This is a genomic window from Pantoea sp. SGAir0175 (assembly GCF_043547855.1).
Genome location: NZ_CP028081.1, coordinates 3,092,620 through 3,109,727, shown reverse-complemented (window position 1 = coordinate 3,109,727; position 17,108 = coordinate 3,092,620). Strand labels below are relative to the sequence as shown.

General features: G+C 54.7%; 15 protein-coding genes. 9 read left to right on the top strand and 6 right to left on the bottom strand.

Annotated elements, in window-relative coordinates:
- Positions 1-7 precede the first annotated feature (7 nt).
- The 6 genes from C1N56_RS14650 to C1N56_RS14625 form a co-directional block, all read right to left on the bottom strand.
- Positions 8-337 carry a cytochrome o ubiquinol oxidase subunit IV gene (locus tag C1N56_RS14650; protein ID WP_022549333.1) on the bottom strand — a complete coding sequence of 110 codons (330 nt, stop codon included), beginning with the start codon at positions 335-337 and terminating at the stop codon, positions 8-10.
- Entirely contained in the window at positions 337-951 is a 615-nt protein-coding gene (locus C1N56_RS14645; protein WP_021507179.1) for a cytochrome o ubiquinol oxidase subunit III, read from the bottom strand. Before C1N56_RS14645 ends, C1N56_RS14650 begins: the two co-directional genes overlap by 1 nt.
- Positions 951-2,933 (bottom strand): cytochrome o ubiquinol oxidase subunit I, encoded by a 1,983-nt coding sequence (gene cyoB / locus C1N56_RS14640; protein ID WP_021507180.1) that lies wholly within the window; start codon positions 2,931-2,933, stop codon positions 951-953. The genes C1N56_RS14645 and cyoB overlap by 1 nt, the downstream gene beginning before the upstream one ends.
- Before the next feature lie 4 nt (positions 2,934-2,937).
- Positions 2,938-3,861: a cytochrome o ubiquinol oxidase subunit II gene (cyoA, locus tag C1N56_RS14635; RefSeq protein WP_031279652.1), complete on the bottom strand. Its 924-nt coding sequence runs from the start codon at positions 3,859-3,861 to the stop codon at positions 2,938-2,940.
- Positions 3,862-4,299: 438 nt separating this feature from the next.
- Positions 4,300-5,787 carry a muropeptide MFS transporter AmpG gene (gene ampG, locus C1N56_RS14630; RefSeq protein ID WP_394516807.1) on the bottom strand — a complete coding sequence of 496 codons (1,488 nt, stop codon included), beginning with the start codon at positions 5,785-5,787 and terminating at the stop codon, positions 4,300-4,302.
- Between the two features lie 55 nt (positions 5,788-5,842).
- Positions 5,843-6,421: a lipoprotein gene (locus tag C1N56_RS14625; protein WP_021507183.1), complete on the bottom strand. Its 579-nt coding sequence runs from the start codon at positions 6,419-6,421 to the stop codon at positions 5,843-5,845.
- A gap of 269 nt (positions 6,422-6,690) precedes the next feature.
- On the opposite strand from C1N56_RS14625, the gene bolA reads away from it, so the two are divergent.
- The 9 genes from bolA (at position 6,691) to C1N56_RS14580 (ending at position 17,079) form a co-directional block, all read left to right on the top strand.
- The gene (gene bolA / locus C1N56_RS14620) at positions 6,691-7,005 is read left to right on the top strand and encodes a transcriptional regulator BolA (protein ID WP_058757958.1); all 315 of its coding nucleotides are present in this window, start codon (positions 6,691-6,693) and stop codon (positions 7,003-7,005) included.
- 303 nt (positions 7,006-7,308) lie between these two features.
- Positions 7,309-8,613, top strand: coding sequence for a trigger factor (gene tig, locus C1N56_RS14615; protein WP_021507185.1), 1,305 nt, complete (start codon positions 7,309-7,311; stop codon positions 8,611-8,613).
- A gap of 336 nt (positions 8,614-8,949) precedes the next feature.
- A complete protein-coding gene (clpP, locus tag C1N56_RS14610) occupies positions 8,950-9,573 on the top strand; it encodes an ATP-dependent Clp endopeptidase proteolytic subunit ClpP (RefSeq protein ID WP_010616837.1) in 624 nt (207 codons plus the stop codon).
- A 127-nt stretch (positions 9,574-9,700) separates the two neighbouring features.
- Positions 9,701-10,972 (top strand): ATP-dependent protease ATP-binding subunit ClpX, encoded by a 1,272-nt coding sequence (clpX, locus tag C1N56_RS14605; protein WP_021507186.1) that lies wholly within the window; start codon positions 9,701-9,703, stop codon positions 10,970-10,972.
- A 189-nt stretch (positions 10,973-11,161) separates the two neighbouring features.
- Positions 11,162-13,516 (top strand): endopeptidase La, encoded by a 2,355-nt coding sequence (lon, locus tag C1N56_RS14600; RefSeq protein ID WP_021507187.1) that lies wholly within the window; start codon positions 11,162-11,164, stop codon positions 13,514-13,516.
- A gap of 212 nt (positions 13,517-13,728) precedes the next feature.
- The gene (hupB, locus tag C1N56_RS14595) at positions 13,729-14,001 is read left to right on the top strand and encodes a nucleoid-associated protein HU-beta (protein WP_014606441.1); all 273 of its coding nucleotides are present in this window, start codon (positions 13,729-13,731) and stop codon (positions 13,999-14,001) included.
- A gap of 237 nt (positions 14,002-14,238) precedes the next feature.
- Positions 14,239-16,107, top strand: coding sequence for a peptidylprolyl isomerase (ppiD, locus tag C1N56_RS14590; protein WP_394516806.1), 1,869 nt, complete (start codon positions 14,239-14,241; stop codon positions 16,105-16,107).
- Positions 16,108-16,246: 139 nt separating this feature from the next.
- Entirely contained in the window at positions 16,247-16,570 is a 324-nt protein-coding gene (locus C1N56_RS14585) for a ComEA family DNA-binding protein (protein ID WP_021507189.1), read from the top strand.
- Between the two features lie 101 nt (positions 16,571-16,671).
- Positions 16,672-17,079, top strand: coding sequence for an acyl-CoA thioesterase (locus C1N56_RS14580; RefSeq protein ID WP_058769390.1), 408 nt, complete (start codon positions 16,672-16,674; stop codon positions 17,077-17,079).
- Positions 17,080-17,108: the final 29 nt, after the last annotated feature.

Here is a 17,108-nt window from a genome sequence, read left to right as displayed (position 1 = left end):
TGACTCTTTAGTGGGCCATCATGTTGTAGTTGAGGTTCCACATAATCCACAGTGAGCCAATCACCACAATCAGGATAATGACTGCGGAGAAGACAATGGCCACCATGTTCCAGCCACCCTCGGATTTGCTGTCCAGATGCAGGAAGTAGACCAGGTGCACCAGCACCTGAACCACTGCACACACCAGAACCACACCCAGAATGGTGCCGTGAGAAGCACTGCCATCCATCACCATCCAGAACGGGATCGCCGTCAGGATGATCGAGAGGATGAAGCCGATCATGTAAGACTTCACGCTACCGTGAGATGCACCATGTTCGTTTACAGAATGACTCATTACATGGCCCCCATCAGATAGACAACGGTGAATACGCAGATCCACACCACATCCAGGAAGTGCCAGAACAGGCTCAGACACATGATACGGGTGCGGTTGGTGGCGCTCAGACCGCGTTTAGCGATCTGGAACATCAGCACGGCCATCCAGATCAGACCAGAGGTCACGTGCAGACCGTGCGTACCGACCAGAGTAAAGAAGCCAGACAGGAAGCCGCTGCGGTCAGGACCGAAACCTTCCTTGATCAGGTGATGGAATTCATAGATTTCCATCCCGATAAATCCGGCACCGAACAGGAAGGTCAACGCCAGCCAGCTGATGACCGAACCTTTGTTCTGGTTGTTCATCGCAATCACTGCCATACCATACGTGATGGAGCTCAGCAGCAGCAGCGCGGTTTCAACCAGCACAAACGGCAGTTCGAAGATATCTTTACCTGCCGGGCCACCGGCAGTGTTGTTAACCATGACCGCATAGGTCGCAAACAGGGTTGCGAAGATAATGCAGTCACTCATCAGGTAGATCCAGAAGCCAAAGACTTTATTGGCTCCCGCATCGTGATGCCCATGCTCCGCATGGGCGTCGTGGTGGTGTTTAACGGTTTCAGTTGACATTATTTCAGACCTGCTTTGCTGATGTCATCAAAGTGCTTCTTCTCGATCTGCTCGATTTCAGCAACCGGTACGTAGTAATCCACGTCTTCATCGAAGCTCTTCACAATCCAGGTCACGATGGTGCCAAGGAAAGTAAGACCTGCCAGCCACCAGATGTGCCAGATCAGGGCAAAACCGAAGACTGTCATGAAGGCAGCGATAACAATGGCCGCGCCGCTGTTTTTCGGCATATGAATTTCTTCATATTTTTCTGGCTGCTTGTACGCTTCGCCTTTCTCTTTCATTTCCCAGAACGCATCACGCTCGTGGATATGTGGGATCACAGCAAAGTTGTAGAACGGCGGAGGTGAAGAGGTTGCCCACTCCAGCGTACGGCCGCCCCACGGGTCACCGGTCAGATCGCGGTTCTGCTCACGGTCACGTACCGATACCCAGAACTGGATAAGCTGGCACAGGATACCGCAGGCGATCAGCGCTGCACCGCCTGCTGCAACTACCAGCAGAGAGTGGAACTGCGGATCGATGTCCTGGCTCAGACGACGGGTCATCCCCATGAAGCCCAGCGCGTACAGCGGCATAAAGGCAACGAAGAAGCCGATGATCCAGAACCAGAAAGCACGTTTGCCCCAGGTTTCGTTCAGGGTGAAGCCGAAGGCTTTCGGGAACCAGTAGGTCACGCCAGCCATACAACCGAACACTACACCACCGATGATAACGTTGTGGAAGTGTGCAATCAGGAACAGGCTGTTGTGCAGCACGAAGTCTGCGCCTGGCACCGCCAGCAGTACGCCGGTCATCCCACCAACGGAGAAGGTGACCAGGAAGCCGATGGTCCACAGCATCGCCGAGTTGAACTCGATACGACCCTGATACATGGTGAACAGCCAGTTAAAGATTTTCACCCCGGTCGGAATCGCGATGATCATCGTCATGATACCGAAGAAGGCGTTAACGTTCGCACCGGCACCCATGGTGAAGAAGTGGTGCAGCCAAACGATGAACGACAGAACGGTAATGGCGATGGTTGCCCACACCAGCGAGGTGTAACCAAACAGACGCTTTTTCGAGAAGGTGGCCGTGACTTCAGAGAAGACACCAAACACCGGCAGAACGAGGATGTACACCTCCGGGTGACCCCAGACCCAGATCAGGTTGACGTACATCATCATGTTACCGCCCATATCATTGGTAAAGAAATGGAAGTCGAGGTAACGATCAAGCGTCAACAGTGCCAGCGTCACGGTCAGAACCGGGAACGCAGCGATAATCAGGACGTTAGTACACAGTGCTGCCCAGGTGAATACCGGCATCTTGAACAGGTCCATGCCCGGTGCACGCATCTTCAGAATGGTCACGAAGAAGTTGATACCGGTCAGCGTGGTACCAATACCGGAGAGCTGGAGACTCCAGATCCAGTAATCGACCCCGACGCCAGGACTGTATTCTGCCCCCGAGAGCGGTGGATAAGCCAGCCAGCCGGTCTGTGCGAATTCGCCCACACCCAGTGACAGGTTAACCAGGATCACACCGATAGCGGTGAACCAGAAGCTCAGGTTGTTCAGGAACGGGAAGGCAACGTCACGGGCACCGATTTGCAGCGGAACCGCGATGTTCATCAGACCCACCACGAAAGGCATCGCCACGAAGAAGATCATGATCACGCCGTGAGCGGTGAAGATCTGGTCGTAGTGGTGCGGTGGCAGTATGCCTGCTTCCCCGGCGGAAGCCATCACCTGTTGGGTACGCATCATTACCGCATCGGCAAAGCCGCGCAGCAGCATGACGAAGGCCATGATGATGTACATGATACCCAGTTTTTTGTGGTCGATGGAGGTTAACCATTCAGACCACAGATACTGCCATTTACCGAAATAGGTAATAGCAGCGATCAGCGCCAGACCACCAATGATGATACCGGCGACCGTAACCATGATAATGGGTTCATGGTAGGGCACTGCATCCAGTGTTAATTTTCCGAACATCGTATTATTCCTCGGCTCCCGCAGCTGCGGCGTGATTCATGTCCATGCCTTCGTGCGACATGTCCATTTTCCCGTGGCTCATCATGAACTTATCAATAACCTGCTTGAACAGTTCCGGATTAGCAGTTGAGAAATATTCCACCGGGTGATTTTCGCTTGGCGCAGCCAGTTTTTCGAAATCATCCATAGTGGTCAGCGTGTTAGGTGCCGCTTTAACTTTGGCAACCCACTGCTGGAATTCCGCATCGTCTTTGGTGGCAATGGCTTTGAACTTCATGCCAGAGAAACCGCGACCGCTGAAGTTAGCAGAGATACCGTCGAACGTACCTGGCTCGTTGGCGATCAGGTGCAGTTTGGTCTGCATACCCGCCATGGCGTAGATCTGGCTGCCGAGCGTAGGAATAAAGAAGGAGTTCATGACGGAGTTCGAGGTGATCTTGAAGTTCACCGGAGTATTTGCCGGGAAGGCAATCTGGTTGACGGTTGCAATACCCTGTTCCGGGTAGATGAACAGCCATTTCCAGTCCAGTGCCACTACGTCGATCTCAACCGGTTTCACGTCAGAGGCCAGCGGTTTGCTCGGCTCCAGCGCGTGGGTTGATTTCCAGGTCAGCACGCCGAGGAAGAGAATGATCAGGATCGGAATGGTCCAGACCACGGCTTCCACTTTGTTAGAGTGTGACCAGTTAGGGCTATACTTCGCGTTGGTATTGGTTGCCCGATATTTCCAGGCGAACACAACAGCCATTAAGACTGCCGGAATAACGACGATCATCATCAAGCCGAAAGCTGTCAGAATCAGTGAACGTTGCTCCAGTGCAATCTGTCCCTTGGGATTTAACAACGCACTATCGCAGCCGCTGAGTAATACAGCGCCTGCAATTAATGACAAAATCCCCAAACTTTTATTGTATTTCCTGAGTCTCATTTAACGACCTCAATGACAAAGGGCTCTATTGTCGTTTAAGTGTGCGCGCATTTTACGGGAAGGTTTATGCAGTGTAAACCAGCTTAAGGATGTGTCAGAAGGCTGTTGACACCTTTTGCTAAGGGTGTCACAGATGTTGCGCAGGGTGACAAATTATTAACTGCGACAAGCAGTTGGCGGCAATATAACAAAAACCAATGACATTAACCGCAGAGAAAACAGGGAAAGCATAAACCGGAGTTTTAATACTCATTTATTTAACAATTCTGCATCATTTTAGCGATGAAATTTCTACAAATTAATTGCTCACCGGATTTAAATATTACGCGGGATTGTTAATTTAATGTTTCTATTTCGCGTTAAAAAAAATGCTATCGCTTAAAATTCGCCGGGGGCTATTTTTAAGCGATTTATCCCCGTCTGGCAAATAGCGCAGCGTTAATGTGCACGATTTGACGCTGTTTTCCTTAATGCCAGCCAGTCGAGCATCACGCCGAGCAGCACCGCCAGCAGCGCCAGCGCCATCCCTGCCTCAAACAGATGGGTTGGCAGCGTCGCGCTGTGCCAGATATTCGCTGCACGCAGTGCCAGCGTCAGCAGCCAGAGCGCCAGCAGCGTACAGCCCGCCGCGAACAGGCGTACCGTCCAGCGATAACCCTGTGGCCACAGGCTGCGCTTCATGAATTCACCGCTGTGCTGCATTGCCTGTAGCGTGCCGCGACACGCCCACAGCAGCAGCAGGCCGGGTACGGCGGCCACCACGGTAAAGGCATAAAATACCGGCCAGCCCCATAGTTCGACCAGCCAGCCAGCCGCCGGACCGACATACACGCGTCCAACCGCTGACAGCGCTGACAGCAGCGCGAACTGCGTGGCCGAGAACGATTTGTTGCACAACGTCATCAGCAACGCCACAAAGGCGGCGGTGCCCATGCCGCCGCACAGGTTTTCGATAAATACCGCGCTGGCCATGCTCCACAGATGCGGTGGCGTTACCGCCAGCAGCCAGTAAGCGAAATTAGATACTGCCTGCAGCACGCCGAAGATCATCAGCGCGCGGAACAGGCTCAGGCGTTGCATCAGCACGCCGCCGTACAGCGCACCAATAATGGTCGCCAGCAGGCCAAGCGTTTTATTCACCAGACCGACATCACCGGCGCTGAAGCCCACGCCGCGAATCAGAAAGGTGGTGGTGAGCGAAGCGGCGAACGCGTCGCCCAGCTTGTAGAGAATGATTAAGGTGATCAGCAGCCAGGCGTTGTTGCGCTGAAAGAAATCCTTCAGCGGAAACGCGACGGCCTGACGCAGCGAGTGCGGCTCGCGCACCGGCGCCTCAGGTTCACGCGCCAGCAGCGTGGCGATCAGTCCGGGCACCATCAGCAGCGCCATCAGCCAGTAGGTGGCCTGCCAGCCGAGATAGCGATCCGCCAGCCACAACGCCAGGCCGCCGGAAATCAGCATCGCCAGCCGGTAACCGAGCACGGTAATCGCCGCGCCGCTGCCGCGCTCTTCCGGCGGCAGCACATCGGTTTTCCACGCATCAAACACAATATCCTGCGAGGCTGAGCAGAAAGCCACCAGCACCGCCAGCGCCGCCAGCAGGGTAAGGTCGCGTGACGGCTGCATAAAGCCCATCGCCACAATGCCGGCAATCAGCGCTAACTGCGTGACCAGCAGCCAGCCGCGCCGCCGGCCAAGAAAGGGCGGGGTATAGCGATCCATCATCGGCGACCACAGAAACTTAAACACGTAAGCCTGACCGACGAGGGAGAAGAAACCAATGGTTTTCAGGTCGACATTCTCTACCGTCATCCACGCCTGGAGCGTACCGGCGGTCAGCGCCAGCGGCAGACCGGAAGCGAAACCGAGCAGCAGCAGGACCGCAGCGTTACGTTGGGTAAAAATACGCAGATAGTGAGATGTCATAGCCAGCCTGAAATGAAGCCCGGTCAGCGGGGACCGGGCAGGTTACTGCGGAAAATTAACGCGCGTTTTGCTTGATGAAGTTATTGACGCTGGTGTCCTGCGCCATATCGGCAATCACGTCGCTCAGGGTCGAGTTAACCGCGTTGGTGATTTTATCGTTAGTGGCGCTGAAGGCACCCTCTACGCTGTAAGTCTGACGGTAGTTTTTCACCTGCTTGTTGCCGTTTTTCGCGGTAGCGATAATAGAGATATCCGCTTTGGTGGTGATGCTGTAACGCACGTTGCCCTGCGTGACATCGGCGTACAGGCCATTAACCACGATCTGCAGATCCACCGCGCCGTTCGGGCCAATCATGTAGCCGCGCGAGGTCATCTGCTTCTCCAGCACTTCCTGCAGCAGGAAACGCAGGTCACGTGACGGGGTCAGGGTGATCAGCTGGCCGTCGCGGTTCACTTTGGCCAGCGCCTGATCGCTGCGCTGATCGGCACCGTTAACGCTGACGGTAACGCCCATCAGGCTCGGATCCTGCTGTGGCAGCTGGATTTTTGGCTGGATGTTCAGCGTGGTGTTATTGCTGGCGCAGCCGGCCAAAATAAAGGCAGCCAGCAGAGGGAATAACAGTTTTTTCAACATACTCATTCTCGTTAGCATATGGGTTGGTTTGCAAAACTGCGGCCATCATAGCATTGCGGCACGGCGAAAAAAGCCCCGCACCAGGGGAAATTGATTGTAAAGGATTTTTTCGGACAGCCGGACGCGGTAACCGATTGACCGGCAGCCTCAGCAGGCTAAGATGCGCAGCGCAGCAGGATTTATTTCCTGCCAGACTGCGGGAAAGGTAAAAAAACCTACTAATATTTAAACAGATGGGGCACAGCGCTCGCCGTAGAGGAGTGTTAACAATGATTCGCGAACAAATAGAAGAAAAGCTGCGTAACGCTTTTGAGCCTGCACATCTCGAAGTGCATGACGAAAGCTATCGTCATAACGTGCCTGCCGGTTCTGAAAGTCACTTCAAAGTGGTGATCGTCAGCGACCTTTTCACCGGACAGCGCTTCCTGCAGCGTCACCGCGCCATTTATGGCGAGCTGGCAACCGAGCTGGCAGGCAGCGTCCATGCGCTGGCGCTGCATACCTACACGCGCAAAGAGTGGGATGGACTGCAGGATACCGTACTCGCCTCACCGAACTGTCGCGGTGCCGGTACGCTGGCCTGAGTTTTCCTCTCCAGCTTTCTCCAAAACGGCCTGCGGGCCGTTTTTTCTTCCCTCAATGATGCACAAACGCGATCTGCGGCGCAAAAAAGCAGCAAAACCGTTAAAAAGTGGTGAGTTTGCAGCCTCGACTCATTCCGGGGATGCCGCTATAATGCGGCGTCTATTTTTCCGGAATGTCTTCGGGACGCTTCTGGTGACAGGGATTAGGTTCTGCCTGCAGAGGCCGTCCCGGTTGTTGGATACGGCGCATTAATTGTGTGGTGTCTGAAGTTGACCGAGCACGTGATTTTTTGAGGTAACAAGATGACAGTTTCAGTAGAAACCACTCAGGGTCTGGGCCGTCGCATTTCGATTACTGTTCCTAAGGACAGCATCGAAAGCGCAGTGAAGAAAGAACTGGTGGAAGTGGCTAAGAAAGTCCGTATCGACGGTTTCCGTAAAGGCAAAGTGCCGGCTACCATCATTAATCAGCGCTACGGTGCCTCTGTTCGTCAGGACGTCCTGAGCGAGCTGATGACGCGTAACTTCGTTGACGCCATCATCAAAGAGAAGATCAACCCAGCTGGCGCACCGAACTACGTGCCGGGTGAGTATAAAGAAGGTGAAGATTTCACTTACGCGGTTGAATTCGAAGTGTATCCGGAAGTTGAGCTGAAAGGCCTGGATGCAATCGAAGTCGAAAAACCGGTGGTTGAAGTGACCGACGCTGACGTCGACACCATGCTGGAAACCCTGCAGAAGCAGCAGGCGACCTGGAAAGAGACCGATGCAGCGGCATCAGCAGAAGATCGCGCGACCATCGATTTCACCGGCTCTGTAGACGGCGAAGAGTTCGAAGGCGGCAAAGCGTCTGACTTCGTGCTGGCGATGGGTCAGGGTCGTATGATCCCAGGCTTCGAAGAAGGCATCACTGGCAAGAAAGCTGGCGACACCTTCACCATCGACGTGAAATTCCCGGATGACTACCACGCGGAAAACCTGAAAGGCAAAGATGCGAAGTTCGACATCGTGCTGAAGAAAGTGGAAACCCGCGAACTGCCGGAGCTGACCGCTGAATTCATCAAGCGTTTCGGCGTGGAAGATGGCTCCATCGAAGGTCTGCGCGCTGAAGTGCGTAAGAACATGGAGCGCGAGCTGAAAGGCGCTATCCGTAACCGCGTGAAGACGCAGGCGATTGACGGTCTGGTTAACGCGAACGAAATCGACGTGCCAGTGGCACTGATCGACAGCGAAATCGACGTTCTGCGTCGTCAGGCTGCACAGCGTTTCGGCGGCAACGAGAAGCAGGCGCTGGAACTGCCACGTGAACTGTTCGAAGAGCAGGCAAAACGTCGCGTTGTGGTCGGTCTGCTGCTGGGCGAAGTAATTCGCATCAACGAGCTGAAAGCCGATGAAGATCGCGTTAAAGCGCTGATTGAAGAGATGGCTTCTGCGTACGAAGATCCGCAGGAAGTGATCGAGTTCTACAGCAAAAACAGCGAGCTGATGAACAACATGCGCAACGTTGCGCTGGAAGAGCAGGCGGTTGAAGCGGTACTGGCGAAAGCCAAAGTGACTGACAAAGCCACTAACTTCCAGGAGCTGATGAACCAGACCTCTGCGGCCTGATTCGTGAGTTAACCCTGAGTGCTAAAGCCCGCGACCGCTGTGTCGCGGGCTTTTTCGTTTCTGGCGGAAACCAACTACATTTGTGCGCTATTTGACTAATTAATCGGCAAATTCTTCGCTAAGCTGTTTTTCCGTGTTAGCGAATGGGGAAAAGGTTGTTATGCTTGAAACAACTGGGCTGCATCCCCAGATACAGGGAGAATGCGTGAAAACAGTAAGACTGGCTGATTAACCGTCCTGTTATGTCGGAACGAGACCGCTGCGCATAGTTTTCGCCGCGCGCCTCGCGTAAAATCGGTACAGAATGTTGCCAATGAAATTTATCAGGAGACGGTAATGTCATACAGTGGCGATCGTGAATTTACTGCACCAACCAATGCGCTGGTGCCAATGGTGGTCGAACAAACCTCGCGCGGCGAGCGTTCTTACGACATCTACTCCCGCCTGCTTAAAGAGCGCGTGATCTTCCTGACCGGTCAGGTTGAGGATCACATGGCGAACCTGATTGTGGCGCAGATGCTGTTTCTGGAAGCTGAGAATCCTGAAAAAGACATTTACCTCTACATTAACTCGCCAGGTGGTGTGATTACCGCCGGTATGTCGATTTATGACACAATGAAGTTCATCAAGCCGGACGTGAGCACCATCTGTATGGGCCAGGCCTGTTCGATGGGCGCATTCCTGCTGACGGCGGGGACTAAAGGCAAGCGCTTCTGTCTGCCAAACTCACGCGTGATGATTCACCAGCCGCTGGGCGGCTATCAGGGCCAGGCGACGGACATTGAGATCCACGCGCGTGAAATCCTGAAAGTGAAGCAGCGTATGAATGAGCTTATGGCGGAACATACCGGCAAATCGCTGGAGCAGATTGAACGCGACACCGAGCGCGATCGTTTCCTCTCTGCCAGCGAAGCGGTAGAGTATGGCCTGGTCGACTCCATCCTGACGCATCGCCAATAAGACACATCTGTCTGCCCCTTACGCTATAGTTAACGGGTGCAGACAGGTGAGTTGCATGCATATCGGCCGTTGCTGTGCGGCCATTGCCGTACACCAATTAGGTCTGAGAACGAAAAGAGGTTAGCTGATGACAGATAAGCGCAAAGACGGTTCAGGTAAGTTGCTGTACTGCTCTTTCTGCGGCAAAAGCCAGCATGAAGTCCGTAAGCTGATTGCCGGGCCGTCAGTGTATATTTGCGACGAGTGTGTCGATCTGTGTAACGACATCATTCGTGAAGAGATTAAAGAAGTGGCCCCGCACCGCGAGCGCAGCGCGCTCCCGACGCCGCATGAGATCCGCCATCACCTTGACGATTATGTTATCGGTCAGGAGAAGGCAAAAAAAGTGCTGGCGGTGGCGGTGTACAACCACTACAAACGTCTGCGTAACGGCGACACCAGCAACGGGATTGAACTGGGCAAAAGTAACATTCTGCTGATCGGTCCAACCGGTAGCGGTAAGACCCTGCTGGCGGAAACGCTGGCGCGCCTGCTGGATGTGCCTTTCACCATGGCGGATGCCACCACGCTGACCGAAGCCGGTTATGTGGGCGAGGATGTGGAAAACATCATCCAGAAACTGCTGCAGAAGTGCGACTACGACGTACAGAAAGCGCAGCGCGGCATCGTGTACATCGATGAAATCGATAAGATTTCCCGTAAATCAGACAACCCGTCTATCACCCGTGATGTCTCAGGTGAAGGTGTGCAGCAGGCGCTGCTGAAACTGATTGAAGGCACGGTGGCTGCCGTGCCGCCGCAGGGTGGACGTAAGCATCCGCAGCAGGAGTTTCTGCAGGTCGACACCTCGAAAATCCTGTTTATCTGTGGCGGTGCGTTTGCCGGCCTCGATAAAGTGATTTCACAGCGTGTTGAAACCGGCTCCGGTATTGGCTTTGGCGCGACCGTTAAAGGTAAATCGCAGAAAGCCAGCGAAGGCGAGTTGCTGTCACAGGTTGAGCCGGAAGATCTGATCAAATTTGGTCTGATTCCGGAGTTCATTGGTCGTCTGCCGGTGGTGGCGACGCTCAACGAGCTGAGCGAAGAAGCGCTGATCCAGATCCTGCGTGAACCGAAAAACGCCCTGACCAAGCAGTATCAGGCGCTGTTTAACCTGGAAGGCGTGGAGCTGGAGTTCCGTGACGAAGCGCTGACGGCGATTGCGAAGAAAGCGAACTCGCGTAAAACCGGGGCACGTGGTCTGCGTTCTATCGTAGAAGCGGCGCTGCTCGAAACCATGTACGACCTGCCATCAATGGAAGGCGTAGAGAAAGTGGTGATCGATGAGTCAGTGATCGAGGGGCAATCTGACCCGATGCTGATTTACGGTAAGCATGAAGCCCAGGCTTCTGGCGAATAAATAATCAATTACACCACGTTGTTATCTTAAAAAAGGGGAAAATGTTTCCCCTTTTATTTTTCTCACCTCTGTGACATTGAATGTCGTGCAAGCATCCCCATATACTCATAATCCTGTGGGTCTAACTGCATACAGCCTGTATCACGCGGTTCCCATCACCTGGCGGACATTAAACTAAGAGAGAGCTCTATGAATCCTGAGCGTTCTGAACGCATTGAAATCCCCGTGTTGCCGTTGCGCGACGTGGTGGTTTATCCGCACATGGTAATTCCGTTGTTTGTTGGTCGGGAAAAATCGATTCGTTGCCTCGAAGCGGCGATGGATCATGACAAGAAGATCATGCTGGTTGCCCAGAAAGAGGCTTCAACGGATGAACCTGGTATTAACGATCTCTTCGCGGTAGGGACCGTTGCTTCCGTACTGCAGATGCTGAAACTGCCAGACGGCACCGTTAAGGTGCTGGTGGAAGGTCTTCAGCGCGCACACATCACCACTTTAGCGGACAATGGCGACCACTTTGTTGCCCAGGCCGAATACCTGATCTCGCCGGAAATTGAAGAGCGCGAGCAGGAAGTGCTGGTGCGTACCGCCATCAATCAGTTTGAAGGCTACATCAAGCTGAACAAAAAAATCCCGCCGGAGGTGCTGACTTCACTCAACAGCATCGACGACGCGGCGCGTCTCGCCGACACCGTAGCGGCGCACATGCCGCTTAAGCTGGCTGACAAACAGTCAGTGCTGGAGATGTCCGACATCAATGAGCGTCTGGAATATCTCATGGCGATGATGGAATCGGAAATCGATCTGCTGCAGGTTGAGAAGCGTATTCGCAACCGCGTTAAAAAGCAGATGGAGAAAAGCCAGCGCGAGTACTATCTGAATGAGCAAATGAAAGCGATTCAGAAAGAGCTGGGCGAGATGGATGATGCGCCGGATGAATACGAAGCGCTGAAACGCAAAATCGACGCGGCGAAAATGCCGGCCGAGGCGCGCGAGAAGGCCGAAGCCGAACTGCAGAAGCTGAAGATGATGTCACCGATGTCAGCGGAAGCCACCGTGGTGCGCGGCTACATCGACTGGATGGTGCAGGTACCGTGGAACGCACGCAGCAAGGTGAAAAAAGACCTGCGGAAAGCGCAGGAGACGCTGGATACCGACCATTACGGTCTGGAGCGCGTGAAAGACCGCATCCTTGAGTATCTTGCGGTGCAGAGTCGCGTCAGCAAAATCAAAGGGCCGATTCTGTGTCTGGTTGGACCGCCGGGCGTGGGTAAAACCTCGCTGGGACAGTCAATCGCCAAAGCCACCGGCCGTAAATATGTACGTATGGCGCTGGGCGGTGTGCGTGACGAAGCAGAAATCCGCGGCCACCGTCGTACCTATATCGGGTCGATGCCGGGCAAACTGATCCAGAAAATGGCCAAAGTCGGCGTGAAAAACCCGCTGTTCCTGCTGGATGAGATCGACAAAATGTCATCCGACATGCGCGGCGATCCGGCTTCAGCGCTGCTGGAGGTACTGGATCCGGAGCAGAACATTGCGTTCAACGATCACTATCTGGAAGTGGATTACGATCTGTCAGATGTGATGTTTGTGGCTACCTCTAACTCCATGAACATTCCTGCTCCGCTGCTGGATCGTATGGAAGTGATTCGTCTCTCCGGCTACACCGAAGATGAGAAGCTCAACATCGCTAAACAGCACCTGCTGCCGAAGCAGATCGAGCGTAATGCGCTGAAAGAGAAAGAGATCAGCGTTGACGATAGCGCCATTATCGGCATTATCCGCTATTACACCCGTGAAGCGGGCGTGCGTAGCCTGGAGCGCGAACTCTCCAAGCTGTGCCGTAAAGCGGTGAAAGCGCTGCTGATGGACAAAGCGAAAAAGAGCATCAAAATCAACGGCGAAAACCTCAAGGATTTCCTGGGTGTGCAGCGCTTTGACTACGGCCGTGCCGACAGCGAAAACCGTGTTGGTCAGGTTACCGGCCTGGCGTGGACCGAAGTGGGCGGCGATCTGCTCACCATCGAAACCGCCTGCGTGCCGGGCAAAGGCAAGCTGACCTACACCGGTTCACTCGGTGAGGTGATGCAGGAGTCAATCCAGGCGGCGCTGACCGTAGTCCGCGCCCGTGCGGAGAAACTCGGCATCAACGGCGACTTCTACGAGAAGCGTGACATCCACGTACACGTACCGGAAGGGGCGACGCCGAAAGATGGTCCAAGCGCCGGTATCGCGATGTGTACCGCGCTGGTCTCCTGTCTGACCGGTAACCCGGTGCGTTCGGACGTGGCGATGACCGGCGAGATCACACTGCGCGGTCAGGTACTGCCGATTGGTGGCCTCAAAGAGAAACTGCTGGCGGCGCATCGCGGCGGCATCAAAACCGTGCTGATCCCGGACGAAAACAAGCGCGATCTGGAAGAGATTCCACAGAACGTGATTGCCGATCTGTCGATCCATCCGGTGAAGCGTATTGAAGAAGTGCTGAGCCTGGCGCTGGAAAATGCCCCGTACGGGATGCAGGTTGCCACGGCAAAATAGTGATTAGCGACAAAAAGCGCTAAAAAGCGAAGCTGGCAGGCCAAATCGGGCTTGCCAGCTTTTTTTTGTGCCGCTAATTTAGGGGGCTGCTGGATCAACGATTAAGATGAATACCGTTGTTTCAGCTCCACAGGCTTGATATAACTGGCTGCGCGTTCGCACCGGGCGGGAAGCGCGGGTGCGAGTGAATAATAAAAGAGGGGATGAAGAGAGTGAATAAGTCACAGTTGATCGACAAAATTGCTGCAGACGCTGACATTTCTAAAGCGGCAGCGGGACGTGTGTTAGATGCATTCATGGGCTCCGTTTCTGACGCGCTGAAAGGCGGTGACGAAGTGGCACTGGTCGGTTTCGGTACCTTCTCTGTACGCGAGCGTGCTGCCCGCACCGGCCGTAACCCACAAACCGGTAAAGAAATCACCATCCCGGCTGGTAAAGTACCGGGCTTCCGTGCAGGTAAAGCACTGAAAGACGCCGTCAATTAATGACCGCTGACCTGTCCATCGAAGCATTTTCTTCCATGGATTGAGGACGAAAAAGGCGTTCTCATGTAACATACGGGCACATCATTTTTGATGTGCCTTTTTTTATCTTGATGCGCGACTTTAGCCGCTGGCTTCAGTCTCCGCATGGTTGCCAGCTGCCAGCCTGAACCGCAGCTGCACGATGATGACATCGTGTCAGAGCTTTACATCCACACTACAGCGGAGTGTTGTCATACCATGATGGACAATTTACGCGCGGCGTCGAACCATGTCGTGCTCAAGATCATTCTGGGATTGATCATCCTGTCATTCGTACTGACCGGGGTGGGCAACTACCTGATTGGCGGTAACAGCGATTACGCTGCCAAAGTGAACGGCCATGAAATTAGCCGCGGTGAGCTGGAACAGGCATTTAACAACGAGCGCAACCGTCAGCAGCAGATGCTGGGCGACCAGTTCTCGCAGCTGGCCAGCAACGACGGCTACATGCAGCAGATGCGCCAGCAGGCGCTGTCGCAGCTGATCGATCAGGCGCTGCTCGATCAGTACATCAAAGATCTGCACATTGGCATCAGCGACGATCAGGTGAAGCAGGCTATTTTCAATCAGCAGGCTTTCCAGACCAACGGTAAGTTCGACAACGCAAAATACAACGGCCTGATCGCCAGCATGGGCTTCAGTGCCGATCAGTACGCCGAAGCGCTGCGCAAGCAGCTGGCGACGCAGCAGCTGATCAACGCCATCGCCAATACCGACTTCATGCTGAAGGGTGAAACCAGCAAGCTGGTGGATCTGGTCTCGCAGCAGCGCGCGATTCGTCAGGCGGTGATTAACGTTAATGCGCTGGCCGCGAAACAAACTGCCAGCGACGACGAAATCAATCAGTACTACCAGCAGCATCAGAGCAGCTTTATGGCACCTGAGCAGTTCCGCGTCAGTTACATCAAAATGGATGCGGCCAGCCTGCAGGAGAACGCCAGCGAAGCGGATATTCAGAGCTGGTACGATCAGCACAAAGCCGATTATTCACAGCCGCAGCGCAACCGTTACAGCATCATTCAGACCAAAACCGAAGCCGATGCCAACGCAGTGCTGGATGCGCTGAAAAAGGGCGAGGATTTCGCCACGCTGGCGAAGAGCAAATCCATCGACCCAATCTCTGCGCGTAAAGGCGGCGACATGGGCTGGCTGGAGCCGAACACCACGCCGGATGAGCTGAAAAACGCCAACCTGACGCAGAAAGGCCAGCTGTCTGGCGTGATCAAGTCCTCAGTAGGTTTCCTGGTGGTGCGTCTGGACGATATCCAGCCAGAGCAGGTTAAACCGCTGGCGGAGGTGCACGACGCGGTGGCGGATAAAGTGAAGCAGGAAAAAGCCGTCGACGCCTTCTATAAGATGCAGCAGAAGGTGAGCGAAGCCGCCAGCAACGACAACGAATCTCTGGCGGGCGCCGCACAGGCATCTGGCCTGAAAGTGGTGGAAACGGGCTGGATCACCCGCGATAACGTGCCGGCCGATCTCGATTTCGATGCGGTTAAACAGGCGATCTTCAACGGTGGCCTGACCGGTCAGAACGGCGCGCCGGGCAACAACTCTGACATCATCAGCGTCGATGGCGATCGGGCGTTTGTGTTGCGCATCAGCGAGCACAAACCGGAAGCGGTTAAACCGCTGGATCAGGTCAAAGCGCAGATTGCCGACAGCCTGAAGCATGACAAAGCGACGCAGCAGGCCAAAGCGCAGGCAGACAAACTGCTGACCGAGCTGAAAGCGGGCAAACAGGACGCGCTGCAGGCGGCTGGCCTGACGCTGAGCGCCAGCAAAACCGTCGATCGCAACGCGCAGGATCCGGTGGCACAGGCCGCATTCAACCTGCCACAGCCAGCGGATAACCAGCCGTCGTGGGGTGTCAGCGAAGATATGCAGGGCAACGTGGTGCTGGTCGCGCTGGATAAGGTCAGCGCGGGCAACATGCCGCAGGCGCAGATCGACGAAATGGTGAAAGGCGTGACGCAAAACAACGCGCAGATTGCCTTTGAAGCGCTGCTGGAAAACCTGCGTAAAGAGGCGAAGATTAAGTACGGCGCCGCCGCACAAAACCAGTAAGCCTCACAAAAAAAGGTAAACTGCTGCAATACCGAAAGGCCGCTTCTGCGGCCTTTTCCATTTCTGATCATCGCCTTTTGAGTGCGTTTCTCGCTTGTGCCACCCTGCAGTGGCTGTCAAACACAAGGAGAAACACAGCATGGTTAAATCAACATTTCGTGCCTTTTGCATCACGCTGGCGCTGGGCGGCGCGCTCTGGACCAGCGGACTGGCGGCGGCGGAAAGCCCCAGTGAAACGCAGGCGACGCAGGTGTCCACGCCGCAGCCGGAACAGGTCAGCATCAATCAGGCCACGGCCGAGCAGCTGGCCGCCGCCATGAACGGTATTGGACTGAAAAAAGCGCAGGCGATTGTCAGCTATCGTGAGCAGTACGGGCCCTTCAGCGCCATCGAGCAGCTGAAAGAAGTACCGGGTATTGGCAGTGCGCTGGTGGAGCGGAACAGCGCGCGGCTGAAATTGTGAAGCGGCTCGCGACTCTGAAGGATTGCTAAAGCGGCCCATCAGGCTGTGCTATGCTCAACAGGTCCAACCAGTTGTCATTCACAGCCTGAACAGGAGCAATCATGCAAACCACCATCAAAGTGCGCGGCTATCATCTTGACGTCTATCAGCATGTGAACAATGCGCGCTACCTGGAATTTCTGGAAGAGGCGCGCTGGCAGTGGCTGGAAGATGCCGATGCCTTTCACTGGCTGCTGGAGCAACAGCTGGCGTTTGTGGTGGTGAATATCAACATTAACTATCGTCGTCCGGCGGTGCTGGGCGACGTGCTGCACATAGAGAGCGAGGTCTCGCAGCTCAACGGCAAAAGCGGCATTATTTTACAGCGGGTGGTGCTGGCGGGTGATAACACGCTGGTGGCGGATGCGGCGCTGACCTTCGTCTGCATCGATTTGCGCACGCAAAAAACCGTGCCGCTGGAAGGGGAGTTACGTGAACGCCTGGCGGCATTGATGACCGCGCCTTCCTGAGCTGGCATGCCCTGACAGCACGCCAGCCC